This is a genomic window from Pseudomonas sp. 14P5.3.2 (genome assembly GCF_057799175.1).
Genome location: NZ_JBYOKU010000012.1, coordinates 1 through 21,337, shown reverse-complemented (window position 1 = coordinate 21,337; position 21,337 = coordinate 1). Strand labels below are relative to the sequence as shown.

Here is a 21,337-nt window from a genome sequence, read left to right as displayed (position 1 = left end):
GAGAACCTCCGCTGAAGTTCAGCCGCGAGCGGCGCGTGGGCGACAGGCAGTGGGGTAGTAGTCGCGAAACCAGGCGATGAAACGCCCCAGGCCTTCATCCAGCTCGATCCGGGGCTGGAACCCGGTGGCCTGGGCCAGATCATCGGTTTCGGCACAGGTGTTGAGCACATCGCCCGGTTGCAGGGGCAAGAGCTCGACAATGGCTTTCTGGCCGAGGTGTTTTTCCATCAACGCCAGGTAGGTTTTCAGTTCCACCGGGTGGTGGCCGCCGATGTTGAACAGGCACCACGGGGCCATGCTGCTGCCGGCATCGGGGTGTTCGCGATCCCACTCCGGGTGGTTGTGCGGCGGATGGTCGGTGAGCCGGGCGATGCTTTCGACGATGTCGTCGATGTAGGTGAAATCGCGCTGGTGCTCGCCGTAGTTGAACAGTTTCAGCGGGGTGCCATCGGTGATCGCCCGGGCGAACTGAATCGGCGACATGTCTGGCCGACCCCATGGCCCGTACACGGTGAAAAAGCGCAGGCCGGTGCTCGGGATGCCGAACAGATGGCTGTAGCTGTGAGCCATCAGCTCGTTGGCTTTTTTGGTCGCGGCGTACAGCGACAGTGGGTGATTCACACCGTCATGCACCGAATAAGGCGTGTGCTGGTTGGCGCCGTAGACCGAGCTCGACGAGGCATAGATCAGGTGCTCCACCGGATGGTGCCGGCAGCCTTCGAGAATATTCAGGAAACCGCTGAGGTTGCTGTCGAGGTAGGCCTTTGGGTTTTCCAGCGAGTAGCGTACGCCGGCCTGCGCCGCGAGGTGGATCACCACTTGCGGTTGCTCGCGGACAAACAGCGCTTCAATCGCCGCGGCATCGGCCAGATCAATCCGCGCGATCGGGAAATGCCCGACCTGATTACGTATCCATTGCACCCGATCGTGTTTCAGCTGCGGGTCGTAGTAGCCGTTGAAGTTATCCAGGCCGACCACCGCATGCCCGTCGCGCATCAGCCGCAACACGCAATGGGCGCCAATGAAGCCGGCTGCGCCGGTGACCAGGATTTTCATGGGCGCAATCCTTCCGGCGTAATGTGGCGCAGGCCGATACCGCTGTAATGCAGGCCGGCCGCCGCTACGTGTTCCGGGTTGTAGAGATTGCGACCGTCGACGATCACCTTCGAACGCAGCTTGCTCGCCAGCAACTCGAAATCCACTACGCGAAAGTTCTTCCACTCGGTGCAGATCACCAGCGCATCGGCATCCTCCAGGGTGTCGTCGCGAGTGGCGCACAGATGCAGGTCGTTGCGATAGCCGTAGAGGCGCCGGCATTCGGACATGGCTTCCGGATCGTAGGCCTGCACGCTGGCGCCTTCGGCCCACAGTGCGTCCATCAGGTAGCGGCTGGGCGCTTCGCGCATGTCATCGGTATTGGGTTTGAACGCCAGGCCCCAGATCGCGATCGACTTGCCGGCCAGACCCTGCGGAAACTGCGCCTTGAGTTTGCTGAACAGAATGTGCCGCTGACTGTCATTGACGTCGGTGACGCTGCGCAGCAATTTCAGCGGCATGCCGTTGTGTTCGGCGGTGTGCAACAGGGCACGCAGATCCTTGGGGAAGCACGAACCGCCGAAGCCGCAACCGGGGTAGATGAAGTGGTAGCCGATGCGCGGGTCGGAGCCGATGCCTTTGCGCACAGCCTCGATGTCGGCGCCCAGCAGTTCGGTGAGGTTGGCCAGTTCGTTCATGAAGCTGATACGCGTGGCGAGCATTGCATTGGCCGCGTACTTGGTCAGCTCGGCGCTGCGGTTGTCCATGAACATCAGTTTTTCGTGGTTGCGGCAGAACGGCGCGTACAGCTCGCTCATCTGCTCGCGGGCTGCGTCATCGCGGGTGCCGACGATGATCCGGTCCGGACGCATGCAATCGGCGAGGGCGCTGCCTTCCTTGAGGAATTCGGGGTTGGACACCACCCGTACCTTCAGGCTGCTGCGGCTACGACGTTGCAGCTCTTCGTTGGCCTTGGCGGCAACCTGGTCCGCCGTGCCGACCGGCACCGTGGACTTGATGATCAGGGTGCGATCAGCCTCCATGTGCGAGGCGATCTGCCGGGCCACGTTCAGCACATGGCTGAGGTCGGCGGAACCGTCCTCATCGGCCGGCGTGCCCACGGCGATGAAAATCAGTTCGGCATGTTCTACCGCGTCGCTGGCCTGGGTACTGAACAGCAGACGCCCGGCCTTGATGTTTTCTTCCAGCGCAGCGGATAACCCCGGCTCACTAATAGGCGGCACGGCTTGTTGCAGTTGTTTAATCTTGTTGGGGTCAATATCAACGCATAAAACCCGATGCCCTACATCTGCAAGTGCGGCGGCTTGAATTAATCCGACGTAGCCGGTGCCAAATACGCTCACGTCCATCTGCGCACCCTCGATAGAGCGAAAAGAAGAAGTTCGGAAGAAGACTGTAAAAGGGGTATAGCGCAGGGTTTGGAAAGCGTGTCAGCAAAATGACATGTTGCACCTGTATAACACTTGAGCGCTTTTTGGCGATTGGCCATCAAGTCATTGCTGCGATTGGATTTGTTGTTTTTCTGCAGATTTGTTCAGATTTAAAATAAGCGATAAACGGTTGTAAGTCTTTAATTTAAAGGCTTCTAGCGTTTTGCGTGTGTCAGATTTGAGTCACCGGTTTTTTGACGCTTTCTAAAGAAAACAGTCAATTCTTGCGCTTTGATGGCTGGGTGCTAGTGTCAGGTTCTGACCGACAAACCTTTGACTCTCTGCCGTTTTGCACGAGCGGTATCGCCATGTTCAGATATGCCAAAGAATTACTTTTGATTGTTTATTTGCTGCTTTATTCCGAATATTACATTGAGCGGTTAAATGCTATCGGTGTCGGTTTTGCTGTACTTCTTTTTGGCGCGATGTTTTTGGCGCTTACTTTAGCGTTATATCTAACGGCTTATATTCGTCAGGCTCTCATTCGCCACTTGTTCGCAATAACACTGTTTGTCTCAGCCGTATTTTTTGATGTCTATACCCGGGTCACCGCGGATTACCTGAGCTACAGCAGCTTTGTGTCGCTGGTGTACTCTGGCGGCTTCATCCAGGAAGCCGCCTACCAGTATCGCGATGCGATCATTCATGGCGCGCTCAGCGGGCTGCTGTTGCTGTTCGGTATCGGTCTCAAGCCGCGTCATGCACTGGTGGTGCCCAATGCGTTGCGCGTGGCAGCGCCGGTATGTGGCGTGTTGCTGTTGAGTACGGTGTTGTTCCTGCGGGCGGGCGAGGGCGCGCGCGGCTTGCCGATCATGTACACGCCGCTGGCCTATCTGAACCTGTTTGCCTATGAAGCGCTGCACAACACGGTCGGCCCGCGTGAGCCGGTGACGTTGGCGCGCAACACCGTGGCGATCAATCACGACATCGTGCTGATCATCGACGAAAGCATTTCCGGCAATTACCTCGACATCAACGCGCCGTTCGGGGTGCACAGCAACCTCAAGCAGGCGCATCCGGGTGTCGACATCTTCAACTACGGCTACGCCGCGTCCATCGCCAACTGCAGCGCCGACACCAACGTCACCCTGCGCTACGGCGGTACCCGCGCCGATTACATGCGGATCAACAGCACGCTGCCGTCGATCTGGCAGTACGCGAAAAAAGCCGGGTTGCGAACGGTGTACATCGACGCCCAGCGCACCGGCGGCAATTTGCAGAATCTGATGACCGACACCGAAAAAAAGGACATCGACGAATTCGTCCAGTTTGACCAGACCAGTGTGCGTGATCGCGACATGGCCGCCGCCGCGAAACTGATCGAACTGCTCAACGATGATCAGCCGGAGTTGGTGGTGATCAACAAGGTCGGCGCGCATTTCCCGGTGCACGACAAATACCCCGACGCCTTCATGGCGTATCGTCCGACCTTGCCGCGTGGGCAGTTCACCGAAGTGGCCGACACCGGTAAACGCGACGGTTTCAACGGCCAGCCGGATGACTGGGTGCTGTACCGCAACGCCTACAAAAACACCGTGCTGTGGAACGTCGGCGAGTTTTTCGCCCGTGTCTTTGCCCAGGCCAATTTGCACAATGCACTGCTGATCTACACCTCCGATCACGGCCAGGACCTGCATGAGCGCGGCAATCCCGGGCTCAACACCCACTGCGGCGGCGATCCGGTCGAGGAAGAAGGGCTGGTGCCGCTGGTGGTGATTCAGGGCGATCAGGTGCACGGCCCGGACTGGGCGCAGGCATTGGCGCAGAACAAGGATCGCTCCAGCCACTACAACATCTTCCCGACGCTGCTGCAGTTGATGGGTTACGACCTGGCGGGTATCGAAGCGGTGTATGGCAAACCGCTGACGCTGCCGACCGCGGACGATTTCACCTTCAACTATCGCTTCAATGCGCGGTTGGGGGCCAAGCCTGAGTGGAAGCACATTGATCTGAAGACGATTGTCACGCCGGGGGAGGCTGCGACCAGTGTGGCAACCGGGGAGTGAGATTTGTGTCGGTTTCAATGGCCTCATCGCTGGCAAGCCAGCTCCCACAGTGTTTCAGTGAACCCGGTATTTGCGGACAACCTCAACCCCTGTAGGAGCTTGCCTGCAAGCGATGGGGCCAGTTCAAACACCACTGACCTGAAGATACTTCCCACAGTGTTTGATGGTGAGTCCAGTATCTGCGAGCAACCTCAATCCCTGTGGGAGCTGGCTTGCCAGCGATGAGGCCAGTACGAACACCTCTGATCCAATCAGGTCGCTATCCGCTATCCTTGCCCCACACTGACCCAACGGATGGCGGCATGCTTCAGGTTCAAGGCGTCTTCAAAAGTTACCTCACCCCCCAAGGCCCGCTCCCGGTGCTGCAAGGCGTCGACCTGACGCTCGAACCCGGCAGCAGTCTGGCGCTGATGGGCGAATCCGGCAGCGGCAAAAGCACCTTGCTGCACCTGATCGCCGGCCTCGACAAGGTCGATCGCGGCAGCATCCACAGCGGCGAGCATCGGCTGGAGCAGATGAACGAGGCGCAACTGGCCGACTGGCGGCGCACTGAAATCGGCCTGGTGTTCCAGCAGTTCAACCTGATCGGCAGTCTGCGGGTCGAGGACAATCTGGCGTTTCAGGCGCGTCTGGCCGGACGGCATGAGCCGCGCTGGCAGGCGCATCTGGTGCAGCGTCTGGGTCTGGGCGATTTGCTCACGCGTTATCCCGAGCAGTTGTCGGGCGGCCAGCAGCAGCGGGTTGCGCTGGCCCGGGCCTTGGCATCACGGCCAAAATTGCTGCTCGCCGACGAACCCACCGGCAGTCTCGACGAAGCCACCAGTGATGAAGTGCTGCGTCTGTTGCTGGAGCTGCTTGATGACACGCCGACCACGCTGCTGATGGTCACGCACAGCCCACGCGTGGCGGCACGCCTGGCGCGGCGCGTGGTGTTGTCCAACGGCCATCTGACGTGAACGTTTTCTGGCAAACCCTGCGCGCGCTGCTCAGTCATTGGCGGCGGCACCCGGTGCAGTTTTTCAGTGTGCTGACCGGGTTGTGGCTGGCTACAAGTCTGTTGACCGGGGTCGAAGCGCTGAACAGTCAGGCCCGCGACAGTTACGCCCGGGCCAGTCAGATGATTGGAGGCGAACCGCAGGCCAGTCTTGTTGCGCCCAGTGGGGCGACGTTTACCCAGCAGTGGTTCATTGATCTACGCCGCGCGGGCTGGCCAGTCTCGCCGCTGCTGCAAGGCCGGCTGATGCTCAAGGATCACCCGGATCAGCGGCTGCAACTGATGGGCATCGAACCGGTGTCGCTGCCGACGGACGCTGCGGTGGCCGGGCAGGCGATGCCGATCGAGCGCATCGTCGAGTTCTTCTCACCGCCGGGCAGCACGTGGATTTCCCCGGAAACTTTACAGGCCTTGAACCTCAGCGAAGGCGCCACGCCGCAAACCGCCAACGGTCAGACCCTGCCGCCGCTGCACGCACAAAAGGACATGGCGCCGGGCGTGCTGCTGGTGGACATCGGTGTCGCGCAAACCCTGCTCGAACAGCCCGGGCAACTGTCACGCCTGTTATTGCCCAAGGATTTTCATGCCGAACTGCCGGCCGCGTTCATTGGTCGGTTGCAGCTTAAAAGCAGCGCCGAGGAAAACAATCTTTCGCGCCTGACCGAGAGTTTTCACCTCAACCTCGATGCCTTGGGCTTTCTCTCGTTTCTGGTCGGGCTGTTCATCGTGCACGCGGCCATCGGTCTGGCGCTGGAACAGCGTCGTGGTCTGCTGCGCACGTTGCGCGCCTGCGGGGTCAGTGCGCGGATGTTGATCGGCTGTCTGATCGTCGAACTCGGTGTGCTGGCGTTGGTTGGCGGGGTGTTCGGGGTCATCAGCGGATACTGGCTGGCGAGCGCGTTGCTGCCGGATGTCGCCGCCAGTCTGCGCGGTCTGTACGGCGCGGAAGTGGCGGGCCAGCTGCGCCTGAGCCCGTGGTGGTGGTTCAGCGGTATTGGTTTGAGCCTGTTCGGCGCGTTGCTGGCCGGTGCCAACAGTCTGCTGCGTGCGGCACGCTTGCCGCTGTTGGCGGTGGCGGATCCGCAGGCCTGGCATCAGCAACATGCGCGCTGGTTGCGCCGTCAGGGTTGGCTGGCGGCGGTGCTGGGACTGATCGCGCTGCTGGCGCTGGTCTGGGGCGACAGTCTGAGCAGTGGTTTTGTGTTGATGGCCGGGTTGCTGCTCGGCGCTGCGCTGGCGTTGCCGGTGGTGCTCAGCGCAGTGCTTACTCCTTTGCTCGGGCGTAGTCGCTCGGTGCTCGGTCAGTGGTTTCTCGCCGATTGCCGCCAGCAACTGCCGGCACTCAGTCTGGCGCTGATGGCGTTGCTGCTGGCGCTGTCGGCAAACATCGGTGCTGGCAGCATGACCGCCGGTTTTCGCCAGACCTTCGACGACTGGCTCGAACAACGTCTCAGTGCCGAGCTATACCTCAACCCGGTCAATCCGGCGCAGTCCCGCGAAATGTACGCCTGGCTCAAACAACAGCCGAGCGTCAGCGCGGTGCTGCCCAACTGGCAAGTGGCGGTGACCCTGCAGGGGTGGCCGACGGATGTATTCGGGGTGATCGATCATCCCTATTATCGCCAACACTGGCCGTTGCTCGAGGCGATTGCCGGCGATCCGTGGGCGCATCTGGCGACGGACGATGCGGTGATGCTCAGCGAACAACTGGCGCGACGCCTGAAGGTTCGCGCAGGGGATCACCTGAGCCTGCCGACACCGGGCGGTGCGTGGTCACCGCGAATCGTCGGGATCTACGCCGACTACGGCAATCCCAAGGGCCACCTGCTGGTCAACAGCAATCATTTGCTGCGGTTATGGCCGTCACTGACGCCGAACCGTTTCAACTTGCGCATCGCGCCGCCCGACATCCCGCCGTTTTTGCGCGCACTGCAAACGCGCTTTCAACTCGATGACAGCCGCATCGTCGATCAGGCGCGGCTCAAGGGTTGGTCGGTGCAAGTATTCGAGCGCACTTTCGCCGCCACCGCCGCACTGAACAGCCTGACCCTGGCGGTGGCCGGTGTGGCGCTGTTCATCAGCTTGCTGACCCAGAGCCAGAGCCGCCTCGGGCAACTGGCGCCGCTGTGGGCGCTGGGTGTGACGCGCCGTCAGTTGATGCTGCTTAACCTCGGCCAGACCTGGCTGCTGGCGGTGCTGACGCTGGTGCTGGCGTTGCCGTTGGGGATCGCGCTGGCGTGGTGTCTGGATGCGGTGATCAACGTGCAGGCGTTCGGCTGGCGCTTGCCGTTGCGGATCTTTCCGCTGCAACTGCTGCAGTTGCTCGGGCTGGCGTTGCTGGCGACGCTATTGGCCTCGGCGTGGCCGCTGTATTCGTTGTACCGCACGCAACCGGCGGATCTGTTGAGGACGTTTGCCCATGAGGATTAACCTGGTTGCGCTGCTGTTCGCGCTGTTGCTATTGGGCGGTTGCGATCAGCCTGTGCCTGCGCAGAAGGGTTTTGCCGGGCTCGGCGATCAGGCCGCGCAGTTCACACCGGTGGTGCCGGGGCGGGTATTCAGCTTCCCGGCGGATCACGGCGCGCACGAAGGTTTTCGCATCGAATGGTGGTACGTTACCGCCAATCTCAAGGATCAGCAGGGCCACGATTTCGGCGTGCAATGGACGTTGTTTCGCAGCGCCTTGAAACCGGTGGCGCAACAATCGGGCTGGGCCAACCAGACGATCTGGCTCGGGCACGCCGCAGTGACTTCAGCCACCGCGCATCATGCCGCCGAGCGCTATGCCCGAGGCGGAGTGGGGCAGGCCGGGGTGAACGTCGCGCCGTTCGAGGCGTGGATCGATGATTGGCGCTTCGCCAGTCAGACGCAGGATCCGCTGACGGATCTGCAACTCAGTGCCCGAGATAAAGATTTCAGCTATCAACTGCACCTCACCTCCAGTCGTCCGCTGGTGTTGCAAGGTGACAACGGTTTCAGCCGCAAATCCGAACAGGGCCAGGCCTCGTACTACTACAGTCAGCCGTTTTTTCAGGCCAACGGCACCCTGCAAATCGACGGCCAGACCTACACCGTCAGCGGCCCGGCGTGGCTGGATCGTGAGTGGAGTAGTCAGCCGCTGGCAGCCAATCAGACCGGCTGGGACTGGTTTTCCCTGCACCTGGACAGCGGTGAATCGCTGATGCTGTTTCGCACCCGGCAAACCGATGGTGCGCCCTATCTGACCGGCACCTGGATCAGCGCCGACGGGCAGACCGAAACCCTGCACGGCGAGCAGATCAAACTGACCGCGCAGGACACCGCCAAAGTCGCCGGACGCAAGATGCCGGTGCGCTGGTCGATCAGCATACCGGACAAACACCTCGACATCAGCCTCGACGCACTCAATCCCAATGCCTGGATGAACCTGCGCATCCCTTACTGGGAAGGGCCGGTGCGGATCAACGGCAGCCATGGCGGGCGCGGCTATCTGGAGATGACCGGGTACTGAGTTTCGTACACAAACCCCTGTGGGAGCGGGCTTGCCCGCGAAGGCGCCGGTACAGTCACCCGCAGAGCAATTGCCCGGAACTCCGCCCCGTCTACCATCCTCTACCGATCAATCCCGGCCCATTTCGAGGCCCCGGCGAGGACTCCTCCCATGAGCGACGACCTGCAACCCCCCGACCTCACCACGTGGCAGCGCCTGTTCGACGATCAGACCTACTGGCAGCAATCCCCCGACGCTCACTACCTCGACCTGCAACACATCGCCGACGACCTGCTCGCCCAGGGCGCGATCGATCTGGAGCAGTGGCAGATCCTGCGCGCCAAGGCCGATGACCTGCATAAGAATTCGCCAGCCGTGAACGTCGCCAATGAACTGGATGACCCCGAAGCCTGACGAACCGTCACAAACAACAGCCAAGCCCTGAACAGCGTCTATGCTCAGTGGCACATCCGCCGTCAACCACTTGTCGGCGCCGGGTGCTGCCATTCATTACAGGGAAAGTACCGCTTATGAAGCTCCACGCTCTGGCCAAGGCCATCACCCTCGCAACCGTTCTGTCCGCCACCAGCTTCGGCGCAATGGCGGCCGATATTCCGCTGTCTGCCACTGTCGAGGCCGATCAAGTCACGACCAAAGTGCTGGCCGTCGATGCGGCCAACCACCAGGTCGTGCTGGAAGGCGCGGAAGGTCGTCAAGTCCATGTTCAGCTCAGCGACAAGGCGGAAAACCTCGCCAACCTCAAGGTCGGTGATCTGGTAAAAGTCGAAGTGCAGCGTTCCGTGGCGGCCTACCTCGATACCGATGTGGATAAAGGTCTGCCTGGCACGGTCGAGCGTAGCGGCGAGCTGCGCAACGCTCCAGGCACTGAAAACCCGGGCGGCGAAGCCTACCGGCAGATTCAGGTGCAATTGAAAATCACCAAAATTGATTTGAAGCAAAATCAGGTGACGCTGGAAAATCCGGCGGGCCAGTCGAAAGTCCTCGACGTTAAAAAGCCTGAAATTCAAGCCAAGCTGAAAGATCTGAAAGTCGGGCAGAGCGTAGTTGTCACTTATACCGATGTATTAAAAGTGACCAGTCAGCATGAAAGCTGAGCATTAACTCTACAAGATGGTTGTTCTTGTACAGATTATTGTATGAGAACAATCATCTAAAAGGAGTTGAGCCGTGCTTTGAAAGTTTCGTGAAAGGATTTCGTCGATAAATATCTATTAACTTTTTCGTACATAAAATTTACCTTTATGTATGACGACATATCCGCCAACTTCTATTAAAATCCTTCCCGTTCGCCCAGTGTCAGGGCTCTTTACCGGTGCATGGATTGCCAGGCCATTACACTGGGCGAACACCTCCTCGGAGCGGATGTATACAATTTCAGATAAAAAAGGGCGACTTTCAAGTCGCCCTTTTTTGTGTTCGCGATTATGCCGATGCCTGCCCCTCAAAGCGTTTGAGGGTGGCTTCATACATCTTGGTGCGGCGGTGGTTTTTGCCGTAGGTTCCAGCGGCTGCGACGGTTCCTGCCTGGATGTGATCCAGATAGCGGAAAATCTTGCGCGGCGCCAACAGATTGATGCCGTAGCCCAACGCTGTCATTCGATCCTGCAGGGTATAACCGGGCACCCGGTCATCCATGCAAAAGTGCAGTCCGCGAGACTTCATCAACTTGGCGTTCCACAAAGTGCAGAAACTCTTGAGGTGAGTTTCCCGATAAGGTTTCGGCTCTTTACTGCGCAAACCCAACGCAGTTTTCGCTCGGCGAATATAGTGTTTGCAAAATCGCGAAGTTAACCGCCAGGTGTCTCTCACAATCCCACGATTGATTTGTTCGACACACCCGACTGCGGCGACGTCCGCAGACTTTATGCACTCACGCAGCATCATTGCAAAGACTTCCTTGTCGTAGACAAAGGTGTCGGTGTGCAGCAGAAACAGATAGTCGGTTTCAACTTTTTCCAGCGCCAGATCCAGCGCCTTGCCATGCGCAATATGTCCCGCTTCTTTGCCGGGGGAGGGACGTTCGATCAGATTGATCCAGTCCAGCGAACGCAAATAATCCAGACTGGCATCCGCCGAATCATTGTCCACCACCCAAACCGGAATGCGCTGCGCCTGAACGTGCTGACGCAACAACTCCAGGCACATCCGGGTGATGTCCGGGGTTTTGTAATTTACCAATACAAGACTGAAATTCGGCTGCGTAACGGCTGGTAAATCAAACTGGCTCATTCGGGAAGCTCATCCGCGGTTGATCGGCGACAGGTGTCTCTCGGGCCGGGATGCTAGCGACGCAAGCTTAGTTGAAGCTTAATTTGCCGTTCAGGAGGTGAGGCGAGGTGTTTCGAGGCATGACATCTCGCGCACGACGCAAGCCGTCCCACAGGCTAAACTGCGCGCCCCTCAGATGCTTCAAGGAAGAAGCGGCACCTGCCGTCGCCTCACGGATGAAACCACTTTCCCTCTACCACCCGGCCCTGTATTGGCTGCGCGTGTGGCAAAAAAGACTGTTCCGCCAGATCGCCTGGCACTGCTCCAGCAAACGCTACGCACGCCTGGTTGCCGGCGCTGATCGCCTGCCATTCCGCTACCTCAAACACACCTCGAAACTCATCCGCAAACTCGGCGACTCCGACCTCGCCCTGCAACACAACAAAGTCATCAACCTGAAACTCGCCGTCGCCGCCATCGACGGCCTCATCATCGCCCCCGGCGAACACTTCTCCTTCTGCCGCCTCGTCGGCCGCCCAACCCGCAAACGCGGCTACGTCGAAGGCATGGAACTGTCCTTCGGCGAAGCGCGACGCGGTATCGGCGGAGGAATCTGCCAACTGAGTAACCTGATCCACTGGATGGCGATCCACTCACCGCTGATAGTCGTTGAACGCTCCAACCACAGCTTCGACCCATTCCCGGACGAGGGGCGAGTACTGCCATTCGGTTCCGGCGCGGCGATTTTCTACAACTACGTTGACCTGGTACTGCACAACCCGACGGATCGGAGTTTTCAGTTGAAGTTGAACGTGGGGGACACACAGTTGGAGGGGGAGTTGTTGTGCGATCAGGCGCGGGCGTATCGGTATCACGTGTTTCAGGAAAAGCACCGGTTTGTGCGGGAGGGGGAGCGGGTGTATCGGGAGAATGAGATCTGGCGGGAGGTGCGGGAGAAGGGGCAGGTGGGGGAATTGGTGGAGAGGGTGAGGTTGTATCGAAATCGGGTGGTGGTTAAGTATGAGGTTGCAGATCAGATGATTGAAGCGACCTAGTGTTTTCCGCCGGTTTTTCTTGGATTTTTTAAGCGACAAGGAAGTAACAAATGAGCAACAGTTTCAAAACTATTGGTGCAGTGGGTACTGCCCTCTTTTCTATGTTCATCGCATGTAATACATGGGCACAAGAACCACGTGAGCTCTACGACGGGATGAAGGCAGGGAAGTGCACACCGAATTCGGAACATCTGCATGAGCAAGCGGTTGCAGGTGATCTCGAAGCGCAGACGCAGTTTGGCAAAGCCATTCAGGAGAACCTTTGCGGGGTGGTAGAGCAGTGGTCGCCTGGCATGCCGGAAGAGTGGTTTCGCAAGGCAGCAGAGCAAGGAAATGCCGAGGCGCAAGTCGGACTTGCTGAGGAACTAAGTTGGGATCGAAGTGTTGAGGGTGAAGATGCAGGTGTTTATTGGGATCTGAAAGCGGCGGAGCAGGGTAACGCCAAAGCACAGTTCAGTCTGGCGCAGATCTACCATCGCGGCGGCCGATCAATCAAAAATCTCAAGGATATGGACAAAGCGTTGGCGTACTACAACCAGTCGGCGGAGGGAGGTTATGTCATGGCCTATATGTTACTGGCTCACATCTACGAAGAGGGTGACGAAGTTCCACAGAGCGATGTAACCGCGGCAAGGTGGTTTCTTAAGGCCGCTGAGGCAGGGGACGCATCTGGTCAAAACAATTATGCCGAAATGCTGGCCACCGGGCGCGGTGTGGAAAAGGATGAAAAGCTCGCTGTCGCGTGGTATCGCAAATCGGCTTTGCAAGGTAACAAGTACTCGCAATATGAATTGGCACAGATGCTGGAGCAGGGGCGTGGAACTGAACGCAATGAACGCGAAGCTGCGAAACTTTACCGCCAGTCAGCGGACGCAGACTTTGGCAACGCTCAGTTGGCATTAGGCAAGATGTATGCACAAGGGCGGGGCGGACTGCCCAAGAGCCGATCCAAAGCAGAGTTCTGGATGCTCAAGGCAGTGGGTCGTTATGCGCCTGGAGCCAAGGAAGAACTGGAAAAGCTCTGAGATACAAGAAGGAGGCGATTAAAATCGCCTCCTTCTGACTGAATGAATCAGACTTCTTGATTCCAGGCTGAGAGCGTGATGACCGTTCCTTCGTCTTCTCTATTGCTTATTTCGATTTTGTAAGTACCGCCATCGACGTAACCCTCGACCAGCGCTTTTTGTTGGTTGCCGCTGATTTCGGCGTCCTTCGCATGCTGCTGATAGAAATCGATGACATCTGCATATTCGGTAAAGGTACGAAGAATGACCTCAAACTCATGTTGAGGACGTCCGGCAATCTTGTCCCAATCACCCTCAATCGGAGAACCCTCCATCCCCGGCGTGGTGAATACGCCGTGAGCACCCGCACCGATCAGATGCGCCCGTTGCGGCAGCATCGCCAGCATTGCTTTAGGGAAATCGGAGGGTAACTGAGCCGCCGTCCAGGAACCCTGGTTCGGGTTAGTGGCAGCGTATTCAATGGTCGCAATTTTCTGCGCGGCCGCCCGTCGCTCCGGATTATCGCTTTCCGCCCACATGGCCAACAGCGGTGGCAACTGCTTGCTCCAGCCAATCAAGGGTTCTGCGTCAGCTTTTTTCGCGCCTTGCGGCTGGAAGATCGTCAGCACCGTGTCCGGCGCATCATTACAGGTCAAAGCCTCGTCACGAGACTTCACCGTGCAATGACCATTCACCAAGCCGACAGCGATCAGTTGACCCTTGTCATCCAGTAACAAAGCCCCACGGTCGAACCCGTTGTTGCCATCATCCATGGCGGTGATCATTTTTCTGCCGGCAGGCACACCCTGTTCAAACATCGACATTTCTGAATCGAGCGCTTCCAGAACTTGTTGCACGATCATTGTTTTGTCGTTGGTGTAGCTACCTGTTTGGTAGCCAAAGAAATCAACTAGCGCCGAACGAATGGCTGGGTCCTTGTTGAGCTTTGGCGCTCTGTCCGGGGCTGGGTCATTGGTGAGTAGCAGGGCCGTCGTTCCGTCTGGGCGTTGTTCGGAGCGAAGGGATAATGCGGTGGCGCTGAGTGAGAAGGTTAGGGCGAGAAGAAGGGTTAGAGGGCGAGTCAGGTATTTCAAGGGGACAGTCCTTTGAGTGTGTGATCCCATTGCTGTAATGTCGGTGGGAAAAAGGGCACGGATTTATTTTCTGAAAAAACTGGGCTAGGAAAAGGTGCAAGCCGGAAAATAAATCTATTCCTTTGGTCTTGTCCCCTTTGGTCGCTAGAGTGCATGTTGCACCATTCAGCAGCATTATTTGTATAGGCGTTTTTGGAAAATTGGGCGAACGCCATTTATAACAATACTCCCAGTTTTTTCGTCAATTTTTTTCTTTGTATTTTTTTAGGCAGTTTAGAAGAATCGACATGAATTGGCGCTTATCAGCTGGTTCCTCAGCAAGATATGTGGTGATATCCGAGAGTACTCGGTTAAATTTTTCATTTTTATTTAGATAAAAAGTGAGTGTGTCGATATACCACTGCTGTTCACTCGCTATACGGCATTTGAATTCTGGCTCAATGAGTGTGTCAAATAGTTTGACTAGTTCATTTTCACTGCTTGTGTCTATATTCGCTATAAATGTTGCTGTGGTGTCATCTTGTTCGCTGTTTACGTCAATAGGAAATAACAGTGAAGGTAGTATGTCGAGGCTGGGTTCAAGTTTCATTTTTCATACTTTGACTAAAGCTGTGACAGATTTGTTTTTCAATATCTATGGGTGCTGTGGAAAATAATCTGTCTCCTTGATCGCTGTCATTATAGATATAAGCGTATGGGGACTCCGCTGCGGATTATATCTATAAAAATCTGCTGAGAATTATGTGTTTGAAAATTTATTTAAGGTTTCAAAAATTTAATCCCTTCCATGTGGCGCTCAATGTCATCCATATCATCATCCCCTAGTGTCGAATCAAAATTCTTGCTTATAATTTTTCTTACTCTGGCAAGGCGTTGGGTGACTCCTTCGTTATCAATGAAGTCAGTGGTGGCTTTTTGGTAGTCTTCGATTGGTTTGTCAGAGTAATAGCTGCCCATCTTGTGCAGTGAAATTAATATGAACTCGATATCTGCAAGGACTTCGAGAGCATCTTCTCCGTTAAGTACTATTTTTTTGTTGGTTTCTAACATTATTTCCACCGATTAAATGTGGGGTTTAAAGCGTCACATTTCCTTTGGTCGTAAGATCTGTTGTGCCGTATCTACAGGTCTTTACCCATTCAGGTTGGATAGCAGAAGGGCATTTTAAAAAAAGGGAGTGGATTTATTTTCAGTGTCTTTTGTAAGGTGTGAAAAATAAATTTTCCCTCTTGCTTTATTTGCTTTGGCTGTATTGGTGAGTGCTGGGTTTTAAATGTCTGTATCTCACGATTCGATCATGAATGATTCTATTTTTTTAATGAATTCAATTTTGCTTTTGGTTCTGAACTCACCAAGAAAAACTTCGGAGTTTTTAACTGGTTTTCCTTTTTGGTCATAATCGATTTTCAGGAAATCAATTACAAACTCTCCGTTGGGGTCGCCCTCTGGTTCTACTCTAGAATCGAAGCAGTGCCCGCTACTTCGACGCACTCCGCCCAATAGTACTGAACAAGTGAACCAGTCGCTAGTTTCTGGCGTTAATTCAACTTCAAAAAGGTTGTTGATTGTTACTGTCCAACCGCTTGGCACTCGAATTGGTTGAAGTTCATATTTGAGTTTTGGTCTCATTTTACATTGCCCATGTATTTTTTAACTTGATCGGGTGAGGCCGGGAAACTGTGTATGACAGGTTCGCCAGCTTTGGAAAGTTCAATCCTAACCCAGTTTGTTAGTTCGCCATTGTTGTATCCAACGGGGGTTTCCGATCTATAAAACATATATCTTGAACCCCCATGATCAAATACATTCCCATCGCGTACCGCTGAATAAGCCGCCTGCTTCTCAAAACCGCTGACGTTATTCGCGATATCCGGTAAATAAGAGGCTTCTGGTTTTCCGTCACGACTCCCTTGACCTAGGCTGAGCGATTTCGCTTGTTCTGCCGATTGCGCATTTGTGTGCTTTGTGGCATGCCTACCTTCTGGGCGCTTTGCATCATAAACATCTGTTCTTAGGTCTTTACGTGTTTGATAGTCGCTTGTATCAACCTTCTTGGGGCAATTAGTGCTATTTAACCCCAATGGATCCACCCAACCTGTCGGGTTAGGCACGTACTGGTAGCTATTCAAACCGCCTGCAAGCTTGATCGGATCCGGCGTCAAAAACCGCCCAGTGCTCGGATTGTAGTAGCGGTGCCGGTTGTAGTGTAGGCCCGTCTCTGCATCGAAATACTGACCCTGGAAGCGCAGCGGGTTATCAATCTCGCTGACGTCCAAAGCAGCGAGGTTACCGTAGGCGCGGTATTTCGCGGACCACATGATCTCGCCACTGTAGTCGGTGAGTTCCTGCGGTGTGCCCAGATGATCGAGTTGGTAGTAAAACGGCGTGGCTTTGCGCGGGCCTTCGCCATCGAGCATCGCCAGTGGACGGAAGCTACCGGGCTCATAGATGTAGCTGCGGTAGCGGTTTTCGGCGCTTTCAGCGATCAGGCGTTCGCCTTGCCACAGAAACTCGGTGGTCTGGCCATCGACGGTCTTCTCGATACGGCGGCCGAAAGCGTCGTATTTGTACGACGCGGTGCTGCCGCCCGGCAGGCTGACGCCGATCAGGCGGTGCTGGCAGTCGTAGCGGTATTCAGTGACGAGTTTCTGGCCGGTGCCGCGACGTTCGCGGATCAGGTTGCCATAGGCGTCGTAGTCGTAATGACGGTCGCCCTGCATCAGCAGACGGTTGCCTTTGACGTTGGCGAGGTTGGCCGTGCCTTCGTTGTTCTGACCGAGCAGGTTACCCGCCGGGTCGTGGGCGAAGCTTTCCGGTGTCGTGCCGCGTACGCTGATGAGCCGATCGAGCGGGTCGTAATGGTAGCTGCGATTGCCCTTGCGGCTGTCATCAATGCCGGCGAGGTTGCCGTTGACGTCGTAGTTGTAGCGACGCTGGAACAGGTTTTTATCACGCTGGCCGACGGTGTGTGCTTGCAGTCGGCCTTGTTCGTCGTACTGGTATTGGCTGAGCAGCAGGCCTTGTTGACGCTGTTGTTCGCGACCGGCGCTGAACTGGTGAGCGGTCAGACGTGAGCCGTTGAGGTCGATGCTGCTCAGGCGTCCGCCGGACAGGTGGCGGTAGTCGAGTTTGCTGCCATCCGGGAGGCGGCAGTGGCTAAGCTGGCCAACGCTGTCGTACTCGTAGCGCAGGGTGCCCCAGCCTTGGTGTTCCTCGATGAGGCGGTCTTGCAGGTCGTACTTGTAGGCGAGCGGCCAGTGGCCGTCGTCAACGTTTACGAGGCGACCGAGGGAGTCGTAGCTGTAGTGAATTTCTTCGCCGTCGGGCAGGGTTTTGACTAGCAAACGGCCAGCGGCATCGCGTTGGTATTCGGTAACGAGTTCGCTGCCGTCATCACCGAACTCGGTTTTCTTCAGCAACTGGCCGTTGAGGTCGTATTCGTAGGCCGTGCGACGACCGTCGAAGCCGGATTCCTGTTGGACCAGGCCGTTCGAGTAGTAATCGAGTTGATAATGCTCGCCGCGCTCGTTTTCGATGTCGGTGAGCAACAGACGCGAGTTGTCGTAGCGGTAGCGCAGTTGGCTGCCATCCGGATTGATGCGGCGGCTGACCAGGTGAAGGTTGTCGGCGTATTCGTAGCGAGTGATGCGGCCGAGTTCGTCGCGTTCGGCGGTGACGTTGCCATAGGCGTTGTAGGTGAAGGCACGTGTTGCACCGCCCGGCAGCGTGACTTGTGCAAGGCGGTTGGCCGCATCCCATTGGTATTGGGTGATGGCGCCGGATTCTTCCTGGCGGGTGATTTGCCGACCCAGTGCGTCGTAGCGATACTTGCGTTGACCGCCGTCCGGCAGGCGCTCTTCCAGTAACTGGCCGAGGTTGTTCCAGCCGAGTTGATGGCGGCTGCCGTCGGGGTGGCGGATCTCCAGCAGGCGACCTTGGGCGTCGTAGCTGTATAGCGTGGCATTGCCGTCCGGGTCGATTTGCTGGGTGATGTCGCCCTGACGGTTGCGTTGGTACTTCCAACTGGCTTTGCCGCGATGAACATCGCTGACGAAACCATTGATGTATTCATACGTGGTGGCTTCGTCTTCCGGCGGGATAACGGCAGTCATCAGTCCGTTGTCGTCGTACCGGTATTCGGTGACGGCACCCAACGGATCCTTTTCCGCGATTAACTGGCCTTTGTCGTTATAGGCCTTGAGGTGTTCGGCGCCGTCCGGGTCGACCTTGCTGATCAGCCGTGCCTGGTCGTCGTGGGTGTAGACCTCTTCGCTGCCGTCGGCGTTGGTTACCGTTACGCTGCCTTTATCGTCCCAGGCGTAGTGCGCTTCCATCTGCGAGAAATTGGCCCAGTGACGGATGCAGCGAGACAGTTTGCCTTCGTTCTCCCACTCCCAATAGAAGGCTGCGCCGCCCGCCAGTTGGCGCTCCAGAATCACGTGCTGTTCGTTGTAGCGATAGCGCTCGGCTTCGCCGGCCGCGTTCTTCGCTTCGATCAGACGGTGCTGTGCGTCATAGCTGTATGTCACCAGCGTTTGAACGGTGTTCCAGGCATCTTCCAGGTTGTCCGCCGGCAGGAACTGTTGATAGTCCACAGCGATAATGTGTTTGCGGTCGTAGCGCAGCAGCAGGGCGCGACCGGCACCATTATCGAGGCGCTTGATTCGACCGTGAATATCGCGCGTGACGTGCAGCCGATTGCCATAGCTGTCGCTGATGGCAATCAGAGTTGTGCCTTTGCTGTTGAAGCGGAAGTGGTAGAACGATGGGCGTTTGCCCGCCTGCGCCAGAACCAGTTCTGACGGATCGTCTCCAAGAAATATTGCGGCCTTCGAGAGGCTGTTGGTAATTGCCGGACGTTGTTCGCTTGGGAGGGGGAAGGGGGTCGAACGGTTTTCGTGGTCGGTCCAGATGACTTCGCCGCCATTGATCTCGAGGCGATGCGCCAGCGCATGGCTCCAGCCATAACCCAGACCACAATCGATTTCCACTGCACTGGTTCGGTAGAGACGGGTCCATTCAAACGGCAGCAGACCGTCAAGCTGGCCGTCAGTCAGTGTCAACAGCTCTTCGCCGGTAACCATGGAAACCGGGCATCCGTTGGTGCAAGTGTCGGCTGCCGGTTCCGCGCTTTTGTCGGCGGGCGTTTTTGCCTGTTTGGAGGCATCGTCGGCTATTTTGCCATCCGCGAGTTTGGCGTTTTTCTTCCCGTCAAAACGCAACTCTGAAATACCATTCCTCACCTTGGCCGTCACACCCCGCGCCGCAACCGCTGTGTACTTCGCGACGTATTCCATAAAGCCGTTGATGATCTTGAACAACGACTTCACGAAACCGATGACGGCGTTGAGAACCAACTCACCGTACTTCTTCAGTCGGGCAGCGAGATAGATGATCCCGGTGCCTTCGGCTGCGATGGTCAGTACCACACCAATCACGATGTCGATCGCGATGCCGACGACGATCGCTGTGGTCATTTTCGCCACGTCGCCTGCCATCTTCATGGGTGGCAAACCGGCCAGCCAGATCACTGCACTGCGCACCAGCAGGAACAGTGCGGCTTCGTCACTGGCTAGCAACATGGCCTTTTTCATGACATCTGGCGAGCTTTTGGCGACCTTGATCAGCTCATCAGCACCAGCCCCAAGATCCTTAGCAAATTTCTTCGGGTCTTGCAGGATATCGAGCACTAGACTGATGCCATCCCACACACCCTTGATGGCCTCCCAGCCACCTTCAAGAATGCCATTGCCGATGGCCATCGCGGTGCCCGAAGCTGACAGGTTCGACCATTGCGGCTTGAACCCGGCCCACTCTCTACGCAGGAAACCTTCCAGATCAGCGGTCACGCCGCTGTAGGAGCTGAAGAGGGCGTCGATCTGCGCCGGTGTCACTTCGTTGTGAACGCGGATCTGATAGAACTTGCCGGGAATACCTCCGGTCCACTCAGCCTTGCCTTGAGCGTCGAGTTTGACTTTGCTGACCGCACCACCTTCCACCGCGACGATCTCGACTTCGATCTCGCCAATCGGGATGTCGTAGACCGATTCGAATTTACTTTCGATCAGCAATGGACCTTTGAGAGGACACTGAGCCACGTTCGAGGAGAAATCACCGTCGGTCATGCTCACCGATTTACTGGTGTCGCCAACCTTGATCACACGCTCCATGCCTAGCAGGGAGGGCAGGTCTGCGGCTCGACTGGCCTTGTCGGCGGCCCTTGCGTACCAGGTTTTGGTTTGTTCCTGATACAGCTTCAGACTGTCCTTGAAGGTGTTCAGTTGGTTGTCAACAAAGGCAACGCGATCCATCAGCCTTGCTCCAGAATCAGGTGGTTTAACAGTGCTTCTTTAAGGTTTTTCGGCGCATCCGGGCGGCGCACGAAACGGCTGACTTTCAGCTTCAGGTTGTGCTCAGGCCAAGCGTTGTAAATGTCCGGGCGATCTTCTTCCAGCCACTGCATCAGGTTGCTGATCAGTGTCGTCGGGTTCTCTTTGGCTAAGCCATCCAGCAACTCTTTCGGCACCTCCCACCACGGCCAATCCTTCACCTTCGGCAAAACCCGTGTCCCAACCTCCAGCGTCTGCCCATTAATCAAATACCGCTCAAACACCGGCAGTACTTCCCCAGCCTTCTCCCCAAGCCCCTTTAGAATCGGGTAGATATGCCGCCCATCCCAGAAGCGGAAAAACACCTCGGTCCCGTCCGGCATCTTCACCTGTGTCAGGCTGCGCAGGTGTTCGAACACCTCGTTCGGTTCGGCGCGTGAGACCGCCATCCACCCCCAGTCGAGAGCGTCGGTTTCGGCGATCCACGGCAGGAATGCCGAGTTCGGTTTGAGTTCGGTGACGTAGGGCATCACTGGTTGCCAAGTGGAGTAGGGCGTGCCGCCCCAGATTGGCAGGAGCTGGGCGGTGGGTTCGGTCAGGTACAGGGTTTTCAGCGCGTCGGCATCGCTCGCTGCGCTGATGATCAGGTACAGGCGCTCGCCAGTTTGCAG

The 21,337-nt window shown here is 56.8% G+C and carries 17 protein-coding genes; 8 read left to right on the top strand and 9 right to left on the bottom strand.

Going from position 1 to position 21,337, the window contains the following annotated elements; translation table 11 throughout:
• Positions 1 to 18: 18 nt before the first annotated feature.
• Both AC27VU_RS12130 and AC27VU_RS12125 read right to left on the bottom strand, forming a co-directional pair.
• Positions 19 to 1,056 (bottom strand): NAD-dependent epimerase, encoded by a 1,038-nt coding sequence (locus tag AC27VU_RS12130; RefSeq protein ID WP_003226284.1) that lies wholly within the window; start codon positions 1,054 to 1,056, stop codon positions 19 to 21.
• Positions 1,053 to 2,405 carry a UDP-glucose dehydrogenase family protein gene (locus tag AC27VU_RS12125; protein WP_488724148.1) on the bottom strand — a complete coding sequence of 451 codons (1,353 nt, stop codon included), beginning with the start codon at positions 2,403 to 2,405 and terminating at the stop codon, positions 1,053 to 1,055. The genes AC27VU_RS12130 and AC27VU_RS12125 overlap by 4 nt, the downstream gene beginning before the upstream one ends.
• Before the next feature lie 389 nt (positions 2,406 to 2,794).
• On the opposite strand from AC27VU_RS12125, the gene AC27VU_RS12120 reads away from it, so the two are divergent.
• From AC27VU_RS12120 to AC27VU_RS12095, 6 genes are all read left to right on the top strand, one after another.
• A complete protein-coding gene (locus tag AC27VU_RS12120) occupies positions 2,795 to 4,492 on the top strand; it encodes a sulfatase-like hydrolase/transferase (RefSeq protein WP_488724147.1) in 1,698 nt (565 codons plus the stop codon).
• 302 nt (positions 4,493 to 4,794) lie between these two features.
• Positions 4,795 to 5,448 carry an ABC transporter ATP-binding protein gene (locus tag AC27VU_RS12115; RefSeq protein WP_003226276.1) on the top strand — a complete coding sequence of 218 codons (654 nt, stop codon included), beginning with the start codon at positions 4,795 to 4,797 and terminating at the stop codon, positions 5,446 to 5,448.
• Positions 5,445 to 7,916 carry an ABC transporter permease gene (locus AC27VU_RS12110; RefSeq protein WP_488724146.1) on the top strand — a complete coding sequence of 824 codons (2,472 nt, stop codon included), beginning with the start codon at positions 5,445 to 5,447 and terminating at the stop codon, positions 7,914 to 7,916. The genes AC27VU_RS12115 and AC27VU_RS12110 overlap by 4 nt, the downstream gene beginning before the upstream one ends.
• Positions 7,906 to 8,976 carry a lipocalin-like domain-containing protein gene (locus AC27VU_RS12105; protein ID WP_488724145.1) on the top strand — a complete coding sequence of 357 codons (1,071 nt, stop codon included), beginning with the start codon at positions 7,906 to 7,908 and terminating at the stop codon, positions 8,974 to 8,976. Before AC27VU_RS12110 ends, AC27VU_RS12105 begins: the two co-directional genes overlap by 11 nt.
• Before the next feature lie 150 nt (positions 8,977 to 9,126).
• Positions 9,127 to 9,369 carry a hypothetical protein gene (locus AC27VU_RS12100; RefSeq protein ID WP_103483573.1) on the top strand — a complete coding sequence of 81 codons (243 nt, stop codon included), beginning with the start codon at positions 9,127 to 9,129 and terminating at the stop codon, positions 9,367 to 9,369.
• Between the two features lie 116 nt (positions 9,370 to 9,485).
• Positions 9,486 to 10,070 carry a hypothetical protein gene (locus AC27VU_RS12095; RefSeq protein WP_488724144.1) on the top strand — a complete coding sequence of 195 codons (585 nt, stop codon included), beginning with the start codon at positions 9,486 to 9,488 and terminating at the stop codon, positions 10,068 to 10,070.
• Positions 10,071 to 10,398: 328 nt separating this feature from the next.
• Here AC27VU_RS12095 and AC27VU_RS12090 read toward each other — a convergent pair whose 3' ends face one another.
• On the bottom strand, positions 10,399 to 11,205 hold the full coding sequence (locus AC27VU_RS12090) for a glycosyltransferase family 2 protein (protein ID WP_488724143.1): 807 nt from the start codon (positions 11,203 to 11,205) through the stop codon (positions 10,399 to 10,401).
• A 215-nt stretch (positions 11,206 to 11,420) separates the two neighbouring features.
• Between AC27VU_RS12090 and AC27VU_RS12085 the strand changes: the two genes are divergently transcribed.
• Together AC27VU_RS12085 and AC27VU_RS12080 are read left to right on the top strand one after the other, a co-directional pair.
• Positions 11,421 to 12,239: a VanW family protein gene (locus tag AC27VU_RS12085; RefSeq protein WP_488724142.1), complete on the top strand. Its 819-nt coding sequence runs from the start codon at positions 11,421 to 11,423 to the stop codon at positions 12,237 to 12,239.
• Between the two features lie 50 nt (positions 12,240 to 12,289).
• A complete protein-coding gene (locus AC27VU_RS12080) occupies positions 12,290 to 13,264 on the top strand; it encodes a tetratricopeptide repeat protein (protein WP_262143037.1) in 975 nt (324 codons plus the stop codon).
• Between the two features lie 47 nt (positions 13,265 to 13,311).
• Here the strand turns inward: AC27VU_RS12080 and AC27VU_RS12075 are convergent, their stop codons facing one another.
• From AC27VU_RS12075 to AC27VU_RS12050, 6 genes are all read right to left on the bottom strand, one after another.
• Positions 13,312 to 14,337 (bottom strand): hypothetical protein, encoded by a 1,026-nt coding sequence (locus AC27VU_RS12075; RefSeq protein WP_262143038.1) that lies wholly within the window; start codon positions 14,335 to 14,337, stop codon positions 13,312 to 13,314.
• A 241-nt stretch (positions 14,338 to 14,578) separates the two neighbouring features.
• A complete protein-coding gene (locus tag AC27VU_RS12070; RefSeq protein ID WP_488724141.1) occupies positions 14,579 to 14,926 on the bottom strand; it encodes a hypothetical protein in 348 nt (115 codons plus the stop codon).
• A gap of 170 nt (positions 14,927 to 15,096) precedes the next feature.
• Complete coding sequence (locus AC27VU_RS12065; protein ID WP_262143039.1) at positions 15,097 to 15,387, bottom strand: hypothetical protein; 291 nt, start codon at positions 15,385 to 15,387, stop codon at positions 15,097 to 15,099.
• A gap of 234 nt (positions 15,388 to 15,621) precedes the next feature.
• The gene (locus tag AC27VU_RS12060; protein WP_146188728.1) at positions 15,622 to 15,966 is read right to left on the bottom strand and encodes a hypothetical protein; all 345 of its coding nucleotides are present in this window, start codon (positions 15,964 to 15,966) and stop codon (positions 15,622 to 15,624) included.
• Positions 15,963 to 20,648, bottom strand: a complete 4,686-nt coding sequence (locus tag AC27VU_RS12055; RefSeq protein ID WP_488724140.1) for an RHS repeat-associated core domain-containing protein — start codon at positions 20,646 to 20,648, stop codon at positions 15,963 to 15,965. The genes AC27VU_RS12060 and AC27VU_RS12055 overlap by 4 nt, the downstream gene beginning before the upstream one ends.
• A partial coding sequence (locus AC27VU_RS12050) for a DUF4123 domain-containing protein (RefSeq protein ID WP_488724139.1) occupies positions 20,648 to 21,337 on the bottom strand: 690 nt, incomplete at its 5' end. The genes AC27VU_RS12050 and AC27VU_RS12055, both read right to left, overlap by 1 nt.